This window comes from Crocosphaera sp. UHCC 0190 (genome assembly GCF_034932065.1).
GTDB lineage: Bacteria > Cyanobacteriota > Cyanobacteriia > Cyanobacteriales > Microcystaceae > UHCC-0190.
In genome coordinates this window covers 167,886-188,757 of record NZ_JAYGHP010000003.1, presented here as the reverse complement: position 1 = coordinate 188,757, position 20,872 = coordinate 167,886, and the positions used below count along the sequence as shown (strand labels likewise).

General features: G+C 37.4%; 20 protein-coding genes and 1 tRNA gene. 13 read left to right on the top strand and 8 right to left on the bottom strand.

The window, feature by feature from the left end; all coding sequences use genetic code 11:
• Window positions 1–60 precede the first annotated feature (60 nt).
• From VB715_RS06365 to crcB, 3 genes are all read right to left on the bottom strand, one after another.
• The gene (locus tag VB715_RS06365) at window positions 61–216 is read right to left on the bottom strand and encodes a hypothetical protein (protein WP_323291634.1); all 156 of its coding nucleotides are present in this window, start codon (window positions 214–216) and stop codon (window positions 61–63) included.
• 389 nt (window positions 217–605) lie between these two features.
• On the bottom strand, window positions 606–2,213 hold the full coding sequence (locus VB715_RS06360) for a radical SAM protein (RefSeq protein ID WP_323300357.1): 1,608 nt from the start codon (window positions 2,211–2,213) through the stop codon (window positions 606–608).
• A 154-nt stretch (window positions 2,214–2,367) separates the two neighbouring features.
• Window positions 2,368–2,745, bottom strand: coding sequence for a fluoride efflux transporter CrcB (gene crcB, locus VB715_RS06355; protein WP_323300356.1), 378 nt, complete (start codon window positions 2,743–2,745; stop codon window positions 2,368–2,370).
• Between the two features lie 163 nt (window positions 2,746–2,908).
• On the opposite strand from crcB, the gene VB715_RS06350 reads away from it, so the two are divergent.
• Both VB715_RS06350 and nblB read left to right on the top strand, forming a co-directional pair.
• Window positions 2,909–4,180: a cyclic nucleotide-binding domain-containing protein gene (locus VB715_RS06350; protein ID WP_323300355.1), complete on the top strand. Its 1,272-nt coding sequence runs from the start codon at window positions 2,909–2,911 to the stop codon at window positions 4,178–4,180.
• Between the two features lie 37 nt (window positions 4,181–4,217).
• Window positions 4,218–4,877 (top strand): phycobilisome degradation protein NblB, encoded by a 660-nt coding sequence (nblB, locus tag VB715_RS06345; RefSeq protein ID WP_323300354.1) that lies wholly within the window; start codon window positions 4,218–4,220, stop codon window positions 4,875–4,877.
• A gap of 425 nt (window positions 4,878–5,302) precedes the next feature.
• On the opposite strand, the gene psb29 is transcribed toward nblB, so the two are convergent.
• Both psb29 and VB715_RS06335 read right to left on the bottom strand, forming a co-directional pair.
• A complete protein-coding gene (psb29, locus tag VB715_RS06340; protein ID WP_323300353.1) occupies window positions 5,303–6,016 on the bottom strand; it encodes a photosystem II biogenesis protein Psp29 in 714 nt (237 codons plus the stop codon).
• Window positions 6,017–6,216: 200 nt separating this feature from the next.
• Window positions 6,217–6,289, bottom strand: a tRNA-His gene (locus VB715_RS06335).
• 109 nt (window positions 6,290–6,398) lie between these two features.
• On the opposite strand from VB715_RS06335, the gene VB715_RS06330 reads away from it, so the two are divergent.
• Window positions 6,399–6,779, top strand: coding sequence for a DUF4359 domain-containing protein (locus tag VB715_RS06330; protein WP_323300352.1), 381 nt, complete (start codon window positions 6,399–6,401; stop codon window positions 6,777–6,779).
• Window positions 6,780–6,885: 106 nt separating this feature from the next.
• Here the strand turns inward: VB715_RS06330 and VB715_RS06325 are convergent, their stop codons facing one another.
• Window positions 6,886–7,653 carry a DUF642 domain-containing protein gene (locus tag VB715_RS06325; protein WP_323300351.1) on the bottom strand — a complete coding sequence of 256 codons (768 nt, stop codon included), beginning with the start codon at window positions 7,651–7,653 and terminating at the stop codon, window positions 6,886–6,888.
• A 305-nt stretch (window positions 7,654–7,958) separates the two neighbouring features.
• Between VB715_RS06325 and VB715_RS06320 the strand changes: the two genes are divergently transcribed.
• Window positions 7,959–8,744 carry a segregation/condensation protein A gene (locus VB715_RS06320; protein ID WP_323300350.1) on the top strand — a complete coding sequence of 262 codons (786 nt, stop codon included), beginning with the start codon at window positions 7,959–7,961 and terminating at the stop codon, window positions 8,742–8,744.
• An 88-nt stretch (window positions 8,745–8,832) separates the two neighbouring features.
• Complete coding sequence (locus VB715_RS06315) at window positions 8,833–9,996, top strand: NDP-sugar synthase (protein ID WP_323300349.1); 1,164 nt, start codon at window positions 8,833–8,835, stop codon at window positions 9,994–9,996.
• Here the strand turns inward: VB715_RS06315 and VB715_RS06310 are convergent.
• Entirely contained in the window at window positions 9,980–11,227 is a 1,248-nt protein-coding gene (locus tag VB715_RS06310; protein ID WP_323300348.1) for a lipid-A-disaccharide synthase-related protein, read from the bottom strand. The genes VB715_RS06315 and VB715_RS06310 overlap by 17 nt on opposite strands.
• 4 nt (window positions 11,228–11,231) lie before the next feature.
• Window positions 11,232–11,906 carry an acylneuraminate cytidylyltransferase family protein gene (locus VB715_RS06305; RefSeq protein WP_323300347.1) on the bottom strand — a complete coding sequence of 225 codons (675 nt, stop codon included), beginning with the start codon at window positions 11,904–11,906 and terminating at the stop codon, window positions 11,232–11,234.
• Window positions 11,907–12,119: 213 nt separating this feature from the next.
• Here VB715_RS06305 and VB715_RS06300 point away from each other — a divergent pair, with 213 nt between their 5' ends.
• The 8 genes from VB715_RS06300 (at window position 12,120) to VB715_RS06265 (ending at window position 20,861) form a co-directional block, all read left to right on the top strand.
• Window positions 12,120–13,331: an ABC transporter ATP-binding protein gene (locus tag VB715_RS06300; protein WP_323300346.1), complete on the top strand. Its 1,212-nt coding sequence runs from the start codon at window positions 12,120–12,122 to the stop codon at window positions 13,329–13,331.
• A 107-nt stretch (window positions 13,332–13,438) separates the two neighbouring features.
• Window positions 13,439–14,362 (top strand): class I SAM-dependent methyltransferase, encoded by a 924-nt coding sequence (locus VB715_RS06295; protein WP_323300345.1) that lies wholly within the window; start codon window positions 13,439–13,441, stop codon window positions 14,360–14,362.
• A gap of 36 nt (window positions 14,363–14,398) precedes the next feature.
• The gene (locus VB715_RS06290; RefSeq protein WP_323300344.1) at window positions 14,399–15,886 is read left to right on the top strand and encodes a Coenzyme F420 hydrogenase/dehydrogenase, beta subunit C-terminal domain; all 1,488 of its coding nucleotides are present in this window, start codon (window positions 14,399–14,401) and stop codon (window positions 15,884–15,886) included.
• 42 nt (window positions 15,887–15,928) lie between these two features.
• Complete coding sequence (locus tag VB715_RS06285) at window positions 15,929–17,161, top strand: polysaccharide pyruvyl transferase family protein (RefSeq protein WP_323300343.1); 1,233 nt, start codon at window positions 15,929–15,931, stop codon at window positions 17,159–17,161.
• 11 nt (window positions 17,162–17,172) lie between these two features.
• The gene (locus VB715_RS06280) at window positions 17,173–18,258 is read left to right on the top strand and encodes a glycosyltransferase family 4 protein (protein ID WP_323300342.1); all 1,086 of its coding nucleotides are present in this window, start codon (window positions 17,173–17,175) and stop codon (window positions 18,256–18,258) included.
• A gap of 35 nt (window positions 18,259–18,293) precedes the next feature.
• A complete protein-coding gene (locus VB715_RS06275; RefSeq protein ID WP_323300341.1) occupies window positions 18,294–19,481 on the top strand; it encodes a glycosyltransferase family 4 protein in 1,188 nt (395 codons plus the stop codon).
• Between the two features lie 87 nt (window positions 19,482–19,568).
• Window positions 19,569–20,447, top strand: coding sequence for a phytanoyl-CoA dioxygenase family protein (locus tag VB715_RS06270; protein ID WP_323300340.1), 879 nt, complete (start codon window positions 19,569–19,571; stop codon window positions 20,445–20,447).
• A gap of 36 nt (window positions 20,448–20,483) precedes the next feature.
• Complete coding sequence (locus VB715_RS06265; protein WP_323300339.1) at window positions 20,484–20,861, top strand: DUF423 domain-containing protein; 378 nt, start codon at window positions 20,484–20,486, stop codon at window positions 20,859–20,861.
• Window positions 20,862–20,872 lie beyond the last annotated feature (11 nt).

The window sequence follows — 20,872 nt, the reverse complement described above, 5'->3', positions numbered from 1 at the left end:
GGTGAGTAAGCTGTTGTACATTTAGAAGCTTGTTACCCACCCTCATACATTGCTTACAATCTAGAAAACACCCATTAACACAGCAGTTGTAAATAACAAAAACATCGCCATGACAATCATGAAGATCGTAAAGTAAGGAGCATGATTCATTTTCTCCAAATATTCGTTTCTTTTGCGATCTTTTTCGCTTAGGGGTTTAAAGTGCATATCGTGCATAATACTTACTCTCCATTTCTCATTAACATTTATCCGTCACTCTGATTCACTGCTCACTTTCCACTGTTTACCGTTCACTAATTAGATGACTTACCTTTATCTCGAAAACTTAGACAAAATGAGCCAAATTTTTGTTTTTAAATGATTTCCAGAAATCTTATTTTTAACTAGAAACGCTATGGTATTTAATGTACACTGACCGGTTTAGGCTCATTGCCCAATGTCATCATCTTGATACCTTTATCCTAGACGATATAACTATAATTAGACGTTGTTTGTTGTAAATATTTGTTAAATTAGTAAAGGGGTTTCAGTCTTTGTCATATTTCTTGACATAGCATTGTTTATTTCTGTCCGACTACTAAGACAAGGAAATGCTTTAATTTTAATTAGTCATTATTTAACATAGCTGTTTCTAAATGCTTAATTAATGTGGTTTGGGGTAAGGGGCCTTTTAAATGATGCCAAGGTAAGATTTGCTCAGTTTTCCAGTTATCATGAACATAAAATTCTAAGGGGGGTAATTTTCCTTTTAGCTCTTTAAAAGCTCGTTTATAACTACCTAAAGTGTCGCCATAATATCGAGTTAATTCTAAGAGTTGACTGAGACGGCGATCGCCTCTTGAAATTAAGGCTTGAATGACTGACCAATTATAACTTTCAGGACGAAATTCTATGGCTTTTTTATGTAGCTGTTTTTCTAAATATTTCAGTCGCTTTTTGGCTTTTTCATCCACCCCAAACCATTGAAATGGTGTATGAGATTTGGGGACGAAGGTACTGCATCCAAAGGTTAATCTTAATCCTGGGGCAGCTTTTTTGATAGCATCTAACATCATAATTGTTTGTTCAATATCTATGTCTTCTTCTCCAGGAATTCCTACCATTCCATATAATTTTATGTTGTTTAAACCACCTAGTTTCGCATTAATAGAAGTTTGAATTATTTCTTCATTAGTTAGTTTTTTGTTGATAATTTTTCTTATTTTTTCTGACCCACTTTCAACAGCGATGGTTACAGATCTTGTGCCTCTATTTGCTAAGGTTTTAGCTAATTTTTCTGTTACTGTATTGGTTCTGACAGAGGCAATACTAACACGAATATCATCATACTTAGGTTGAGATAAATGGTCTAATAAACTTTCAAATTCAGGATGTTGGGTAACAGATGCCCCTAATAAACCGATTCTATTAGTAACAGTTAAGCCTTTTTCAATAGCAGGGATTAAAGACTGTTCTAAACTAGCAGTCCGAAAGGGTAAAGTTAAATAACTTGCTAAACAAAAACGACACATTTCTGGGCAACTTCTCACCACTTCTACCATATAAATATTTTCCCATGCTGCTTTTTCTGTGACGACAGTTGAAGCAGATAAAATATTACCCCGATAGGTTTGTTTTTCGATGATATTAGGAATTGTATTATCTAGAGGATCAATCGATTTAATGTCTCCCTCAAGACCATGATAAGTGACTTCATATAAACTAGGAATATAAATGCCTGGAATAGTAGCTAAATGACGTAATTTTGTTGCTCGATCTGCATTTCTAACTTCTTTATATGCTAGAATAAAAGTATTGATTAAATTTTCCCCATCCCCCAATAAAATGATGTCAAAAAAAGCCGCAAACGGTTCAGGATTTGCTGTCAAAACTGGACCACCACCAAAAACCAAAGGATGATTATTATTGCGTTGATTACTGTGGAGGGGAATATCTAAAGATTCAAGGATATTAAGAATATTGACATAATCTAATTCCCAAGAAAAAGAGAAGCCTAACAGTTCAGGATTTCTGGGCAAAGGTTCTTGAATATCTGTAAATAAACGACTCACAGAAATATCAGAATTAGTGGCAAACGTTCCCCAAATAATTTGATATCCTAAGCTCGTAATTCCCACACTATACTCATTAGGAAAAGCAAAAATAAGGGGAATAGCATCTGAATTAGGAGAAACAGGATTAAATAATAAACGTTCTTGGTTAAATAGAGTCATTAAAGCAGTTCAATTATTACTCAGTTAGTTTATGGTAACAAATATTGAGCGCATAATCTTAAAAATTGAGATTTTCAGGTAGAATAAACAGGACTTACCCAAGGACGCTAATTGTAGGGGAAATTCATGAATTGCCACCCACAATGTTATAAGATTAAAGTCTCCGAACCATTAAAATCGCCAAAAAAGTCGCAGCAAAACCCCAAAACAAACTCATAAATGTATAGACAAATAAAAGCAAATATTCATTATTGCGTAATAATAAATTATTCTCTAAAGAAAAAGAAGAAAAAGTCGTAAACCCACCACAAAAACCCGTTGCTAAAAACAGTCCCAAATAAGGATGAATAGTAAACCGTTCAATTAAACCAATAACAACCCCAATAATTAAACATCCAATCACATTAACCGTTAAAGTTCCCCAAGGAAACATCGTCTCCAATTGCTCATTAATAATTGTACTAATTAAATAGCGAGAACAACTCCCTAAACCCCCACCCAAAAACACTAATAATAACGACATTATTTGCATTTTGCCTTCTTAACCTCAATTACCACAATTTTAAGCTCCTCAGAACCCAAGATAACCCAAACACTCGCAATTATTCTTTACCCCACAACAGAGAATATTCCCTTATCCTAGAATACAGACTGAAACTTTAATTTCTGCCAGTAATCAAACGGCACTGATAGCCATGTCTGCCTTCTTGCAAGGAATGTTAGGGGCTTCAAGCTTAGCAATAGGCGCATCCGTTGGGGTATATTTAAAACCCAGTCGCACCCTCTCAGCAGCCATTATGGCCTTTGGTAGTGGCACATTAATCGCGGCGATCGCCTTTGAAATTGCGCGAAAAGTCTACGAAGAAACGGGATTTTTGCCCCTAACCATCGGCTTTGCCATCGGTGGGGTCTTATTTACCACTTTAAGTCAATATATCGATGAACATGGAGGTTTTCTCCGCAACCCTGCTTCTAGTCGTCGCTATTTACTTGAACAACAACAGGAACAAGCAGAAGAACCTAGTGTTTTACAACGCCTTTCCCAAGTAGAAGTCATCCAGCAACTTCCCGAAACCGAAAAAGAAGCGATCGCCAACCTCGTCACCCCCATTCATATTAAACCCGGACAAGTCATCTGTCAGGAAGGGGAACCAGGAGATTACTTTTATATGATTGCCCAAGGAGAAGCAGAAGTCATCAAAGGGAAAAAAATCCTCACCGTGTTGGGGCCGGGAGAAATTTTTGGGGAAATGTCCCTGTTAACCGGAGAAAGCCGCTCGGCCACTGTTATCTCCCGCACTCCTATGGAATTGTATCAATTAAATCAAGAGAACTTTGGCCAAGTTTTGACGCGATCGCCTCATTTAGCCTTAGCCTTAAGTCGTACCCTGGCGCGACGACTTCGCCATTCCGTAGACTCCCATATTGCTGCCCAGGAAAATTTAGATCGGTGGCGAGAACAATTAATGGAACAAGTGGAACTCGATCGCCTACTGCGAGAAGATACCAACACCCTCCAAGGGTTAGTCAAACGCTCTGCTCCCCTCGCCATTTTAGTGGGAACCCTCTTAGATAATATCCCTGAAGCCACAGTTATTGGCATGAATTCAGGGGCGCAACATTTAGGCTGGTCATTTTTACTGGCCGTCTTTATTTCTAACTTTCCAGAGGCATTAAGCAGTGCGGCTGGCATGAAACAAGCTGGAACCCCAAAAAGCCAAATTCTGCTGCTCTGGTTTGGGGTGGTGCTGCTAAGCGGTATCATCGCTATGGGAGGCTATTATTTACAGGATAATACTTCCTTATTGGTGATTGGCACGGCTCAAGCGATCGCCGGAGGAGCCATTTTAGCCATGTTAGCCAGTACCATGATGCCAGAAGCTTATGAATTAGGCGGTAGTTCCGTATCTTATTCGACTATTGCCGGATTTTTATTAGGGTTTTTAATTGCTATGATCTCTAAATAAACAAAATGCTTGGTTAATTTAATTCAAAATCATCCCTATGAATCTCACCCCTGCTGATGTACAATCCTTGTTAATTTCTGAAAACCTTGGCGATCGCCTCAAAGGGGTTAATTTATTACGTCAAATTGACCCAAAATTGGCCTTTACCCTAATCCAACCTTTAGTGACGGATACCAATGAAAGGGTACGCTATGCAGCGGTGAGTCAATTAGATACCCTAGGGAAACAAGATTTAGACATTACTTTACAATTGTTACGCGATCGCATACAAAATGACACCGAGCTCGATGTTAAAGCCGCCGCGGCTGATGTCATTGGTGGACTACAATTAACCCAAGCCTATGATGACTTAAAAGATCTCTATCATCAAACCACTTATTGGTTATTACAATTAAGCATTATTGCTACCCTAGGAGAATTGGGAGAACCCAGAGCCTTAGAATTACTCCAAGAAGCATTAAAATCTGACAATGATTTAGTGAGAGTTTCAGCCGTCGGTGCCTTGGGAGAATTGGGGAACCCTGAAGCGGTTGCAATTTTAAGTCCATTCGTCAAAGATGAAGATTGGCAAATTCGTTATCGACTGGTTCAAGCTTTAGGAAGATTAGGCGGCGAACAAGCTCAAACCCTGCTTCAAGAATTAGCTCAAGATCCCCTCGAACAAGTAGCAAAAGAAGCCCAAGATAATCTTAAGTGACAGCCTCTTCTTAAAGAAACCCGTTTTCTATTTTATTCATCGTAGGGGCATAATACCATTATGCCCATCTTTTATGCCCATTTTAGGTATGTTGATGGGTTTAACGGTGTTAAACCCCTACAAATCATCAAATTTACACGCTAAAATAGATAGTAGTCTTCCCTTATTTAAAAATTACAGGCTTAAACCCGATCGGGTTAAGCTGTAGGAACTAAGCCTGGCTACCCAGGCTTAAAATTAGGCTGTGTAGACAGCCTTTGTGCTGATAGAATAAGGCTTTAGCCTGTATTCATTTATTAATTTTACTATTTACTATGCCTGACAGAAATAAACGCAAGATTAAAGGAATTAGGCATTAATCTCGATGAAGACCCATAATAACTGGATAGCTCCACCCTTCAGGGTGAAGCTGAGCATGAAACAGCCTAACTTGCTGATTCTTTAGTGTCTGAGATTTCTTTCAGTTTCTCACTGCTTGCTGAGTCTCGTTTCTTGCGATCAGCTTCTAGGGTTTCCTCAATAACCGTTAATAATTGTTGCATTTTATCGAGATTACTGCGATAGAGATCGAGATCTTTTTGAAATTTGTCTGAAGATAAATTTAATGCTTCAGAGACTTGATCGAGGATTTGATTGCGATTTTCCTCGTTTTTAACTAAATCTGCATCAATCTCCATTAGGAGCGTATATAAACCCACCGCAAATAATCGACTATATTTGAATCGAGGATTTTGGGCGATCGCCTGTAATGTCCCAAATATGCTCCCGTCTCCAGATTCACCCCTAGCTGCTGCCTTCATAAGATTGATGAAGTCTTCAACAGACATCCCTTTCCCTTGGTTTAATAGGGTTTGAGCATCGTGACGATATTGTTCGCTATTGCCACCAACCGCTTGACAGATGGCGTTAAAAATCGACCCTTTGTCCGTTTCTGGTTGATATCCTTGGATAAACCGCTCAAAGGATGTGACTACTCCCAAGGCATAAATGGCATCATAGCGAAAACCCACATTTACCGAGAGTAAATGCATCTCCACCAGTAATTCTTCGACAAATCGGCGATAAACCGAATTAATCGGTCGAATATGATAATGGTAGAACTCACGCTTAGTGTCAGAAACAGTACGAATATTATTCACAAAACAAACTTAAAGTAAATTTAGATAGTAGCTAAAATCCATTGTCCCCTTTAAAGACTTCTTTGCCAAGAAAAAAGATTTAGTTAGGGTATTGCTTCAAATCTCTTTCCTTCTATTAGACATCTCCAGAAATTAAGATAAAACCCTTGTTTTATCGGGGTCAAATCTGGTCTTTTGGATAATTCCAATAGAAGGATGAGGGCGAACGATGGGACTTGAACCCACGAATGGCGGAACCACAATCCGCTGCCTTAACCACTTGGCTACGCTCGCCATAACTATAGTCTATCATAACACAGTTTTTTTTCTTTGATGTTTAGTTAAACTAAGGTTGATTCCACTAAGCTAATCTCAAACCTATCGTCAATCCTAACCAAAGATCATGGAAGCGTTACATCTAGTAACAGTTTTTAGCGGAGTTGCTTTAGGGGGGATCGGAGCCTGTATGGTACTCACAAACCCCGGACAAACCGACTACGAAAGCTATGCCACAGAAGCCCTCACCACCTATTTGAAACAAGAAGTTTGTTCTCAAGCTTCTGGTAACTTCGGGGGCTTTCTCTCTAGTTATTGTAAAACCTTTGTGGATACAGGAAGACCCCATATCCAAAAGGTGATTGCTAACAAAACCATTCGCCAGAATTATGTTCTATTCAGTATTTATGAAACAGAATTATTTTTACCTTCCCCTGTTCCGAGTTATCAATTTGAAACCATTGGGGCCTTTCAGCAATTTTATACCTATCAAGCTGACCAATTTTAGGCAAAAAAGTTAGCTTTCCAAGCTAACTTTTTTTCTCATTCCCCTTTTTTCAGCCACAGGTTAGAGGGGATCACCTAAAACACTGTTTTTTGACCAAGGTTTGGATTCAGTCTCTTTGATTGGTCTGATTTCGAGAACGAAATGCTAAGAGTCCAAAGAGCAGTATACCAATCACTGTTTGAGTTTCGGGGACTCCCTCCGCATCCGTTGGATCTAGGGGGTTAGAAGTTGGCTCTAGAGGGTTAGAAGTTGGCTCTAGAGGGGAAGGCGGTGACAAAGAGATGATTGAAATATTATCCAATGCTGTACCACTATAAGTATTAGCAGATACAATAGTCCCATTAAGGGGTTGATTATCTATCATGAACAATTCCAAGGTCGTTGTCGTATCCTTTGCCTCAAATTCCCAAATTTGAGTTTCCCATTGTACATTCTTTGTTATAAAGTCCATCGGTGAAGTGGGAGAAAAAGCAAAATCTTGAAACTCTCCCGCCGCCGACGTTCTCAAAATTGGGGGAGTATTGATGCCAATATTTCTGGATAAATCAAAGGTCAAACGATATTTATTGCCGATAATCGTATCAAAGGTTTGCCTAATTCCTCCTAAACCAGAAGCACTTAGATCAAGCACATAGTCACTATTGCTTCCTGTCCATCCTCCCCCTAAATAATATTTGATTCCTCCTCCGGTAACTTCCCAATCATTAATCTCTGTAGATCCAGCACTTAGGGTTTTGTAGCTCTGATTGGGAGCAAACGCGCTTTGGTAGTCTTCAAAGCTTCCGTTGTTAATTAAATTAGCAGCTTGTCCTGGGCTTTCTAGGCCGAGAACAACGACTCCCGTGAAAATCAGTGATAAGGATAGGTATTTCATGATGACGATAACATTAATGATTTTTGACAATAATTAAGACAATCAAAGATCATCTTATCTTTTAGGAAACAATATTAAAAAGCGGCATTTTGTCATTGATTTTTCACCAATAACTTCCCTTTTATATTAGCCAAGTTTAGATTATTTGTATTCCGTAAAAATACTTTATTTTTAAAAATTAAATTGTGTAATTTAACGGAAAGGATAAAGTAAGTTGTCAATTTCTCATTTAAACGGTATAACTATAAAGAAGAAACTTAGCCCGTTAAGGTGTAAAGAACCAGCATTAATCGGAATTTCTCCAAATGACCTCACCCTCAGCTACCGAGGCGATCGCCACCTTAATTAACTTGGCTCAACAGGGAGAAATTGATCCTTGGGATGTTCAAGTTATTGACGTAATTGATCGTTTTTTAAATGAATTGGGAATAACCCAATATTCAGATAATATCTACCAACAAGCAACTCTACCAAAATCGGGCCAAGCCTTCTTATGGGCTTCGATGTTGGTTCGTTTTAAAGCCGATACCTTAGAGCAACTCCAGAGCAGTGATCCCCAAACAGAAAATTTAGTAGAGTTTGAGGAAATTACGGAGGAGACTCGTAGACAGTTTCGCGGCTCTGATCTCGAAAAACATTTGCGTCGTCGCAGTGCGGCCCCCCCCACTCGTCAACGTCGTGTTACTCTTCAAGAACTCATCACCCAGATTGAAGAAATTGCCGAAGAATTAGAAAAATCAACCCCCTCTCCCCGTCGCCGCCAGACACCTCGCCTTCAATCACAACGAGAGGCCATGGCAATTGTGACTCAATTGGCCCATCAAGAGAATTTAACGGAATTAGCGGCCCAACTAGAGACATTTTTCCAGGAACAGTTACTAGAATTGACTAACTCTCAATCTCAATTTGATCTCGAAGAGTTATTAAACCGATGGCACCAAGTTCAGCCGCCCCATGACGGAGAAGGTAAACAGGATCGGGTTGGCATTTTCTGGGCCCTTTTGCTCTTATCCTCCCAATCTAAGGTGGAATTATCCCAATCAGAGTTTTATCAAGATCTAAAAATTCAAGTCCTTTCGACAATTGAATAAAATTCTCTTCAGGATTTTTAGAGACAAGATGGTAGACTAAGCATTGTCAACCTAAACACTTGTGGCAAAGATTGAGGAAATAGTATTCATGAAAGCCATGATTCTGGCCGCTGGTAAAGGAACCCGTGTTCGTCCCATTACCCACACGATCCCCAAACCCCTGATCCCTATCCTTCAAAAACCTGTGATGGAGTTTCTGCTAGAACTCTTACGACAGCATGGCTTTGACCAAATCATGGTAAATGTCAGTCATCTCGCCGAGGAAATTGAAAGTTATTTCCGTGATGGACAACGGTTTGGGGTACAAATCGCCTATTCCTTTGAAGGACGCATCGTCGATGGTGACTTAGTTGGGGAAGCATTGGGATCGGCAGGAGGACTGCGACGTATCCAAGATTTTAATCCTTTCTTTGACGATACTTTTATTGTGCTTTGTGGCGATGCTTTGATTGATTTAGATTTAACGGCTGCGGTAAAGTGGCACAAAGAAAAAGGGGCGATCGCCACCATTATTACCAAATCAGTACCGAGAGAAGTGGTATCGAGTTATGGTGTGGTTGTCAGCGATGAAGAGGGTAGAATCAAAACTTTCCAAGAAAAACCCTCCATTGAAGAAGCTCTTAGCACCGATATTAATACAGGGATTTATATTTTTGAACCTGAAATTATTGATTACATTCCCTCGAATCAAAAATATGATATTGGAGGTGAGTTATTTCCCACCTTAGTGGCTAAAGGTGCGCCCTTCTATGCTGTTAATATGGACTTTGAATGGGTAGATATTGGGAAAGTACCGGATTATTGGCACGCCATTCGCGGGGTACTCTCACGGGAAATCCAAAATGTCCAAATTCCTGGCATCGAAGTTAAACCAGGGATTTATACGGGTTTAAATGTGGCGGTTAATTGGGATAAAGTTAATATCCAAGGGCCCGTATACATTGGGGGAATGACTCATATTGAAGATGGGGCGACCATTATTGGCCCCAGTATGATTGGCCCTAATTGTTGGGTTTGTAGCGGTGCTACCGTTGATAATAGCGTTATTTTTGAATATTCTCGTTTAGGGCCAGGGGTTCGTCTGGTCGATAAACTGGTATTTGGGCGGTACTGTGTGGATAAAACAGGGGCCGCTATTGATGTTCAAGCGGCAGCCCTTGATTGGTTAATTACTGATGCTCGTCAAACCCTGCCCCAACAACATCATAATCAACAACAGGCGATCGCTGAGTTACTTAATCAAGATATCTAAAACACTGCTTAACTAAACACTCAGCAATTCTCGCACCTGCCCCTGGATTCCCTAGGCGTTTTCTGCCATTTTCAGCAATTTGTTGTAATTTTTGGGGATGATTCAGCAATGTCATGAGAATATTGCCTGCTTGCTTTGGTGTGTCAACTAAGGTGACAGAACATCCTAACAGACAGTTTTGAGATCTAGCAAATCTAGGGGTAAACTGTGGCCCCTCTCCAGGAAAGGTAAGGGCAGGTTTACCGAGGCCGACAAATTGTTCGGTGGCGGTTCCAGCCATGGCCATGCCAACCTGAGCCAATTGTAAACAATTTCGATAAGCTTGTTGAGTGAGGATCAGGGTTGCGTTGTTTTGAGTAAAGGTTAAGGCCTCAGCATCTTGAAGATCCAGGGGGATGCTTCCTGATGGTTGAAATATCCAGCCATCAGCCATCAAATTTTGCTGAAAAGGGGTTAAATTGAGGCTAGGAGCGATCGCAGCTAAAAAGATAATAGATTGACTAGAAAACGCCTTGATCACTGCTTGAACCCCTTCTAGGATGATTTGCCAATTGCGTTGAGCTTCAGGCATTCTTGAGCCAGGCAATAAGAGAATAATCAGGGGATTAGTGGTTAAATTGACAGTTAGGGGTTGACTGAGAGACAATCCATCCATCATCGGATTACCCAGATCAAAAACTGGAATTTTCCACTGTTGTAGAATTTTTGTCGTCAAAGTATCTCTGGGAAAAACCCCCCGACAATTAGGACGAGTCATTAACCAACGTTCCCAAGGAAAATACATCGAACCCAACCAACGATAAAGGTTTGAAGTGGATGGCAACCACCCCGTTTCATCTCTGAGATAATATTCAGATTTAGCCGTTCCCACAAAACTATAATCAGCCCCACTTAACCAAGCCAAAAATAACGGCACAATATCCCCGACAGCTAGGATTTTACCCCCTGTTTTTCCCCATTGACGAATGGTTTGATATTGATGATAAGTTAGGGCTAATAATCCCCCTTGAACATCGCGCCAAAGTTGTCCTGGATTTTGATTAAACCCGCCCGAAGGCATCGTTTTAACCGTTCCAATTATAGGAATATTCAGCTTTTGATAAACATAACCTTCTCCTACTAAGGGTAAAGCCACAATACGGGAAACAGTGGGAAAAGTTTGTAATGCCTCTACAATAGGAGCAGCGATTTGATCTTCTCCATGACCGTTACTTAAGACTAAAATCTCCATAAATTTATTGAGAACGATTCATCAAAAAGTCTATCATCTCAAAATCCTCCAGAGAATCAATTTCTAAAGCGGCCATTTCACTCATAACAAACAGCGAAATTTTGCCCCCTAGTCGATTTCCGGTTTCTTTCAGTATCCAAGGTTTAAAAACATAAATTGAGCCATTTTCTACATATTGGGGGTTCATATCTTGACGACGGGGACGATAACGATAATCATAATTAATTGATTGGACAACTCCGTCAACCTCTTGCCAAAGAAAGCGATGAGAAGGGGAAACAGATAAAAGGGAGTCCGCTTGTTCTTGTTTAAGTTTTGCGATCGCCCCATCAATTTCTAACCCTGTCCTAATAGGAGAGGTACATTGTAGAAAAACCATTAATTCTGGTAGGATGCCTTGAGTTTCTAAGTATTGTAGACTATGAATTAAAGCCGATTCAGAAGAGGCGGTATCATTGGCCAATTCAGGAGGACGGGGGATAATTTGCGCCCCATAGGTAGCTGAAATTTCGGCAATTTCCTCATTATCCGTAGAAACATAAACCTGATCAACCCATTGCGCTTCTTGGGCATCAAGAATAGAATGGGCAATTAAAGGTTTCCCTGCTAAGGGACGAATATTTTTACGAGGAACCCCTTTAGAGCCGCCACGGGCCGGAATTATAGCAACTGTTACCATAGTAATCATCTAGATTTGAGGTATATAATGGCTAGACTACAACGAAACCACTAAGAATTGTTAATCTGTTTGGCTTGGTATATGATATTTTGTTAAGGAAAGCCCATTGTCTATCTTTGGGTAATAAAAGGAAAGCCTTATAAAAATGTCTTGCTGAGGTGAATTAGCTTATATTTCAATCTTATAGTTACATATTATGGAGATTAAATTTAGATGACTGATGAAGTTCTTGTCAAAGTAGAAAATGTTTCAAAAAAGTTTTGTCGTGATCTTAAACAGTCTCTCTGGTATGGGGTACAAGATATTGGGTCAGAAGTAGTTGGGCGCAAATATGAACATCAATTACGAGAAGGAGAATTTTGGTCAGTCAATGACATTTCTTTTGAGTTACGTCGGGGTGAATGTTTAGGGTTAATTGGCCCTAATGGGGCAGGAAAAAGTACCCTTTTAAAGATACTTAATGGATTATTTAAACCCGATAAAGGAAGAATAGAAATGCGGGGAAGAATCTGTTCATTAATTGAACTGAGTGCTGGATTTAATGCTATTTTAACAGGAAGAGAAAATATCTACAGTCGAGGTTCAGTTTTAGGTTTTACTAAGGCAGAAATCGATAAAAAATTAGATGATATTATTCAATTTTCTGAGTTAGAAGATTTTATTGATACACCCGTAGTTAATTATAGTTCAGGGATGAAAGTTCGGTTAGGGTTTGCTGTTGCTGCTCAAATGGAACCGGATGTTTTACTGTTAGATGAAGTGTTAGCGGTAGGGGATGTAGGATTTCGAGCTAAATGTTTTAATACTATTTATAAAATGATGCAAAATGCAGCAGTTATTTTAGTTTCTCATAGTATGCCTCAAATTAGTCGAGTTTGTTCTGATATTTTGGTAATGGATCATGGTCAGTGTGTCTTTCAAGGAAAAGATGTTCCGAGAGGAATTGATCAGTTTTATTCTTATTTTCAGGGAGAAGAAGAAGGAATTATCACAGGAAGTGAGCAAGCTGTTATTCATGGAATTGAATTTGGCTCTAAGGGAGAAAAACCGATAAATTCTCTAAATTATTTAGACGATTTTTCAGTTTATATAGATTTGAGCATTGCTCCTGAAATACATTACCCAAGTCTAGCGATAGATATTCTTAACCAAGAATTACAAATGGTTGCTCAGTGCTATTCTTATCATAACGGGTTTGTTTTATCAGATTCAGGAGAAAGGACAAAAGTAGAGGTTAATTTTGACAAATTAATTTTGAATCCAGGGACTTACTCAATAACTTTAACAGTTATGTCAGATAGTACAGTAACGAAAGGAGTCGGTGCGGTATTGTGCAAACATTATAATTGTAAAAAATTCACAGTTAAAGGTGATTTCTTCTGTTTTGCTCCTGTACATTTTGATGCTGATTGGAAAGTTATATAAACATCAAAAAAGTGTTTGTTCACAAGAATAGTTGTGTAAACTGGTAATATGACAATATCGGTCGGCAAACTAATATATTAAATTCAAATCTACTAAGTTTAATGATTATGGAAACTGAACTAATGCGTATCGTCAGACAAAAGCAAAGAACTATTGAAAAATTCGTTGCTTTATCCTTGCTCCCTCGCTCTATCTTTCGATCAATTCGCACAACTTCTCATTTTAAACAATGGCATAAAGTGCCAATGAACTATGTAAGAATTATTGAGTTACCCCTTACTTGGTATCTTTTGGAGCCTGATCAAAAACATAAAATTTTAGATATTAGTAGTCCAAAATTATTATCTCTTTTTCTAAGTGCTAATAATTATAATAATCTGACAATATCAGATATCAGTGATTATTTTGTTAAAGATTTCGAGAAATACGCCAAAAAATTTGCTATTTCCCCTGAAATAGCTGTTTTCGATGCAAAATCTATTCCCTATCCTGAAAACACCTTTGACCGCGTTTTTTCAGTATCAGTTCTTGAGCACGTCCCTGACACGGGAGATATGGAAATCGTTAAGGATGTGGCTAGAGTTCTTAAACCAGGTGGTATTTTTGTAATTACTTTACCCGCCTATGAGAATTATCTGGAAGAATGGCTTAAAAATACCAAAATTTCCTGGCCTACAGTGACAAATAGTCAAGGAGAATCCTTTTTTCAGCGTAGGTATGATGAGACAGCCATTGAAAAGCGTTTTGAGAATTTAGGATTAGAGATCAAAGATATTATTTATATAGCTGAAAAACCGATAAAAAAGCCACAAATTAATGATCAAGGTCTGCTACTACATAATGTGTATTATTTAGAAGACTTATCTTTATCCCAATCCTTAAATAAAATTTACAAAAAATTCAATAATACTCTTCCTTTCGTTCCTTATATTTCTCATCGTTACTGTTCACAACAATACCATTACTTAACCAGAGATGCCCATGACACAAACATAAGACAAGTAGGGATTAAATTCCAGAAATTTAGTTAATCATATTTATTTATAATTAAAATTTGGTGAATGACAATGCTTTTAGATAACGGTAATTCAGATTTAGAACAATTGTTCGATAAAGTAGTAGATGGAGGATATTGTATTGGTTGTGGGGCTTGTGCTTCAATCAATAATCCACAAATTCAAATCAAAATGAATAAATATGAGCAATTGCAAGCTACCTTAATTGATTCTGAAGCTACTGATCAATCTTCTCCCGATATTTCAGTACAAACTATTTGCCCTTTTTCAGATAAAAGTCTTAATGAAGATCAATTAGGGCAAGAATTATTTAGTCAGGACTGTAAATATGATGAAAAGCTAGGATATTATTTAGAAACTTATGCCGGATATGTTAATGAAGGTGATTATCGTCATTATGGCAGTTCTGGTGGTATGGGAAGCTGGATCATATCACAGTTATTAAGTAAAAATTTGGTGGATGGGGTAATTCATGTCAAAGAAAATGCTGCTAGTTCAGAAGATAAAAGGCTATTCAAATATGATTTATCCACAACATTAGAAGATATACAAAAAGGAGCAAAATCGAGATATTATCCGGTGGAAATGTCGGAAGTTATTAAAATAATTCGAGAAAAACCCGCCCGCTATGCTATTGTGGGGATTCCTTGTTTTATTAAATCTATTCGTTTATTAGTGCGTCAAGATCCTGTGATCGCGGAGCGGATTAAGTTTTGTATTGGTTTAGTTTGCGGACATCTCAAAAGTACCGCTTTTGCTAAAATGTTTGCTTGGCAATGTGGAATTGAACCCGATAATTTACTGTCTATAGATTTTCGTAAAAAATTATTAGATGCTGAGGCTAACAAATATGGAGTTGAAGTGACTGGGATAAAAAACGGTGAAGTTGTTACCATTGCTCGTCCTGTTCAAGATTTTTCGGTTGGGGGTTTTCTTGGAGATTGGGGGATGGGATTTTTTAAATATAAAGCTTGTGATTATTGTGATGATGTAGTAGGTGAAACCGCCGATATTAGTATTGGTGACGCTTGGCTACCTCAATATGTAAAAGATAGCCAAGGAACAAATATTGTGATTGTCCGCCACCCTATTTTGTACAATTTAATCGAGGCGGGAAAAGAATCTGGCGAACTAAAACTAGATTGTTTATCTCCAGAACAAGTATTGCAATCTCAAGCTGCAGGGTTTCGACATCGCCATGATGGTTTAGCCTATCGGTTGCATTTAGCTGATAAACAGGGAACTTGGCGACCTAATAAACGAATTAAACCGCAAGAGAATCATCTTGATGAAAAAGAACAAAAACGATTCTATTTAAGGACTATTATGGCGGAAGAAAGCCATTTAGCTTTTCAAGAAGCATATCAAAAAGATGATATTTCTATATTTGAAAAACGAATGATGCCGATTGTTGAGGAATATAAAAGCTTAGTCGCTCCTCCTAAAAGTCAAAAAGCTCAAGTCACTTTTAAAGAACCTTTATGGAAACGAGTTTTGAAACGAATAAAAGGGCAATTGACTAAACTTTTTAAATCATGATAAATTAAGAAAATAACATAACTAAAATGGAGGAATAAATTTTTGAAAGTTGTAATCACTGGCATCACAGGAATGCGTAATCGAGGAGTAGAGGCTATTATTGTGCCTACTATTCAAGAATTACGAAAACGTCAACCAGATATCAACATTAACCTGTTAACCAGAAGCCCAGATTACGATCAAATTCGGCTAGAATCCTATGATGTTAAGCTGCATTTAGAAAGCCAACATCTAGGAACCCAAACCCCACCACAAAGTCGCAAAAAAGTGCTGCTTTCTAAGATTTTTCCTGGCTATAAATTGCCAAAAATTCAACCTATTCCTACCTCCCCCTTAATTCGTAAAGCTGATGCTATAATTGCTTCTGGGGGAGACATTTTTAGTCCTGAATATCCTATAGCTCCCCATCTAAAACCCCTAAAATTAGCCTTAGATGTGGGAACTCCTGTAATGTTTTTAGCTCAGTCTATTAGCCCTTATAAGAAGGATGAAGATGCTGAGGAATGGTTAGAAGTTGCCCGTCATGCTAAACTAATTACGGTTCGTGAGCAATTAACGTATAACTATTTAACCAAAGATTTAGGCTTGTCTACAGAGTTAGTTAAATTGACAGCAGATCCCGCCTTTTTGTTGTCACCCGCACCTCAAGAGCAGATTAATAACCTATTAAAAGGTTATGGTATTTCGGGGGAACGCCCCTTAGTTGCTCTTGGTACTAGCCAGGGAATTTGTAGTTATACTTCATCGGGTTTAGATTATGAAAAACATATAACTTCTTGGCAAAAAGTTATTGAGATGATTATCAATGAACTTGGGGCAGAGGTAATATTGATTCCCCATGTACAGGAAATAAGAGCCGGAAATGATGATAGAATTTTAGCGACTAAATTACTGAGAGCATTAGACTATAGTCCTAGAGTTCACTTAGCAGGATGTGATCATACAGCTTCAGAATTCAAAGGATTAATTGCTCAATGTGAGTTGGTAATTTCAGAAAGAACCCATGCTGCGATCGCTGGTTTATCTAGTGGTGTTTGTACGGTAGCTGTGGGTTACTCAATTAAGTCCAAAGGCATTTCTGCGGAATTAATTGGGGAAGATAAATTTGAGGAAGGGTTATTGATTTCTGTGCAAGACTTTTTAAATCCTGAACTTGCTTGTCAAGCTGTCCGAAATTCTTGGAAACAAAGAGATGAAATTAAGACAAGAATTAAAGAGAGATTACCAGAAATTAAAGAAAGGGCCTCGAAAAATTTTGATTTACTAATTAGTTAGTGTTAAAAAATATGAATCATAAAATTCTGTGGCTAAGGCGACGTTTTGGCTGGATGGGTAATCATAGCGGTTACGATCAGTTGTGTGACTATATGTCAAAAATTTTGCCATCTGAAACCTATCAAAGTGTTTGGCAAAACCCTGGACAACCTCATAATCAATTGTTACGCTCAATAGTAAAAAGCATGGGGAAAAAAGCGAAAGCTAGTCCTATGTACGCTTTAGATAGTACAGCAGCAGAGGTCAAAGTTTTATTAAAAAGTTTACAATGGCATCCTGATTTAATCCATATTACTTATGTAGAAAATCAACTGGGAATCTTACCCAATTGGCGAGAAAAATTATCCTGTAAAATTATTGGGACATCCCATCAACCCGCAGGATGGTGGCGTTTAGTCCATAAACATCCTAAAAGTATTGCTAATTTAGACGCATTAATTGTAGTTGGTAGTCGAGAAGTTGCTTATTTTGAACAATATTTACCTGAGCGAGTATTTTTTGTTCCTCATGGTGTAGATACAGAGTTCTTTTGTCCCTTAGAAGATTCTGTTAATAAAAAAGACTCTATTCGCTGTATTTTTTCTGGTAAACATCTTCGGGATTTAGAAACTTTAGCGATTGTTATTGATAAAGTTATTAGCAAAAATTCAGACATTCATTTTGATATTATCATGCCTCAAGATAGACGTAGTGCGAGCGACGCTTTATTAATTAGGATGGCTCGTCATGAACAGGTACACTGGTATGGTGGAGTTTCAGATACACATCTTAGGAAACTTTATCAAAGAGCAACAATGTTGGTCTTACCGATATTAGATTGTACCGCTAATAATGCTTTGGTAGAAGCAATATCCTGTGGTCTTCCTGTCATTTCCAATGATGTTGGAGGGTTACAAGATTATACAAGGGAAGACTTTGCTGAATTATTACCTGTTGGGGATATAGATGGATTTGTGAGGGCGATTTTAACCCTGGCAGAAAATCACGAAGAACAACTTAGAAGAAGCAACGCGGCACGAGACTTTGCTGAGAATTATCTTAATTGGACACACATAGCCAAAAAGACACTAGAAATATATAATAAAGTCATTACTTAGTAGAGATTAAATCGTCAATTTTTTGGTTAACTCCTATGAATGATATTCGTCAATCAGTCAAACCTAAATATTTACTGATTTCTCATCATCCCAAAGATAGAAGTATTAGTCCCTGTACGACAGTTTATAATGTTTTTCTTAGTCCTAAAGCTGTTTATCCCTATGCAGACTATATATTTGTTCATTCATCTCCAAAACAATTTAAACAGGAGTTAAGGGAAAAAACTGAAAATCAAAATGTAACTTTATTATTTAATGGATGTTGTTCTTTATTAAGTGATAATGCAATTTATGCCTTAAAGTATGCAAAAAAAAATAATCTATCAGTTATTATCTATTGGCATGAAATGGCTTGGCAACTTAATCAGCATTTTGCTAGTTTTACAGATCAGCAATGGGAAAAAATCAATCAAATGCTCCAAGAAAGCTATGTTAAGCATTGGGTTCCTTTCTCTCAAGCAAAACAGCTAATTATGTACATTTTTAAAAGAAACTATGAAGATGTTCTGATTGTAACTGAAGCTATTGATCTAGATGATTATATTCCAAAAAATCAATCAAATCTGTCAAATAATATTAAGCTATTGGGTTCGGGAAGTGTTGCAAATATAGAGACTTGTTTTAGAAAAGGAACTGATTATTTTTGTAAAATATGTCAAGAATTATCTCAAAATAGTAGTGACTTAAATTTTGATGGTTATTGGTTTGGAGCATCAGAGGAAGAAGTGAGTAAATTCTCTCTTGATATTCCAGATAATTGCCATTTTCTGGGTTTTGTAGATAACTTACCAACTCAATTTCCTGATTATGATATCTTTTTATTAACCAGTCGTGACGATCCCTCTCCTATTGTTGCATTTGAAGCTTTAGCTTGTAATTTACCTGTATTTTGTTTTGATAGCGTTGGCACCAGAGAAATGCTACCCCCGGAATTTGTTGCCTCTGATATAGACATGATGATTAATAACATTATTAATTATTGCTATCATCAAGAAAAATATTCGCCAAATTTTTTTAGGAAAATAGCAGAAGACTATGCTCCTCAAAAATTTCTTGAACGGATAGATAGAAAGCATAACTTAATTACAATTGATCAAAATAAATATTTTAAAAAATATTCTGAACAAAAAGAGATAAAAATAAAACAAGATGCCTTAAAAAATGAACATTCATTTATTAGAAAAATAGCAAGAAGAATGAAAAATTATCTTAGGAAAAGCTGATAAAACAAAATCGATTAAAATTTTATTAAAGATCAAGAAAGACTAAGAGTAATTTTATTATTGTAGCAACAGTAGGTTAAATTAATTATGATAACAACAAAAGACAATATCACCCAAATCATTGAAACTAACGGTTATGTAATTGTTAAAAATATTCTTTCTGCAAATGAAATAAAAAGACTAAGAGAAACTGTTAGAAATTATTTTCTGCTTCAAGGTGTACCCTTTGCTTCTGGTTTAACACAACCGAATGCTGCTGTTCAAGTTCCTGATGTTAACTGGATATTTTATCATCCTAAAATTTTAGCAGTAATGAGTGAATTACTGGGTCAAAATAATATTATGTTTACCAGTCATTGTGACATTCATAGTCGAACTTTATCAGCATGGCATAAAGATGATGGTCTGACGGTGATGGAAGGAGGATACTTTGGTTATCCTACCTATAATGAAGAAGCTTGTAAAGTGTATAAAGTAGCTATATATTTACAAGATCATGATAATAATAAAGGAGGATTAACAGTTAGAAAAGGTTCTCATGAATTGCCTAAAATTGATGATGGAGAAGAATTTTATATACCGACAAAAGCTGGAGATATTATTGTTTTTGATGTGAGATTAACTCATACAGGCCAACGAGATATTATTCCTTATCCCTCTTGGCAAAAACCCAATCAATTATTACAAAAAGCCCTTAATAAAATATTTAAAATTCCTCCTGATCAATCTAAAAAACATCTTAAAAATATCTATGACAAGCTATTTGGTGAAAGATTATCTATTTTCTTTACCTATGGATTACCTAATGAATATACGAAGTCTTTTGCTATGAATAATATGAAAAGACAATTAGAACAAAGTAAAAATACAAATATCTTTCTGTCTCCTGAATCTCGACAACAGTTTATCAATAATAATGTTATTCTGGCAGAAGATTATTTTTCTGATTTAGTCAATGAAACTTAAAATTAACTTGAATAATCAATGATTAGGAATAATTAAATGGTGAGAATTTTTCTCTTAATAGGATCAGTTTTAGCAGGTTTATCCGTTGCGGGGGGAGCCTTTGCTAGTCATGCTTTAAAAGATACATTAAGCGATCGCGCTTTAGAAATCTTTGAGACAGGGACAAAATATCAGATGTATCATGCCCTAGCCTTACTATTAGTTGCCCTATTTTTAACCCGCTTAGAAACCCCACCAATGACCATGATCAGTGCCGGATATGCCTTTATTATCGGTATTTTGATCTTTTCTGGCAGTCTTTACGCCCTCAGTTTAACAGGGATAAAATGGTTAGGAGCCGTTACTCCCATTGGTGGAGCGGCCTTTCTCATTGGTTGGGGAAGTTTGGCGATCGCCGCTTGGAGCATGAAATAAACACCAATCTA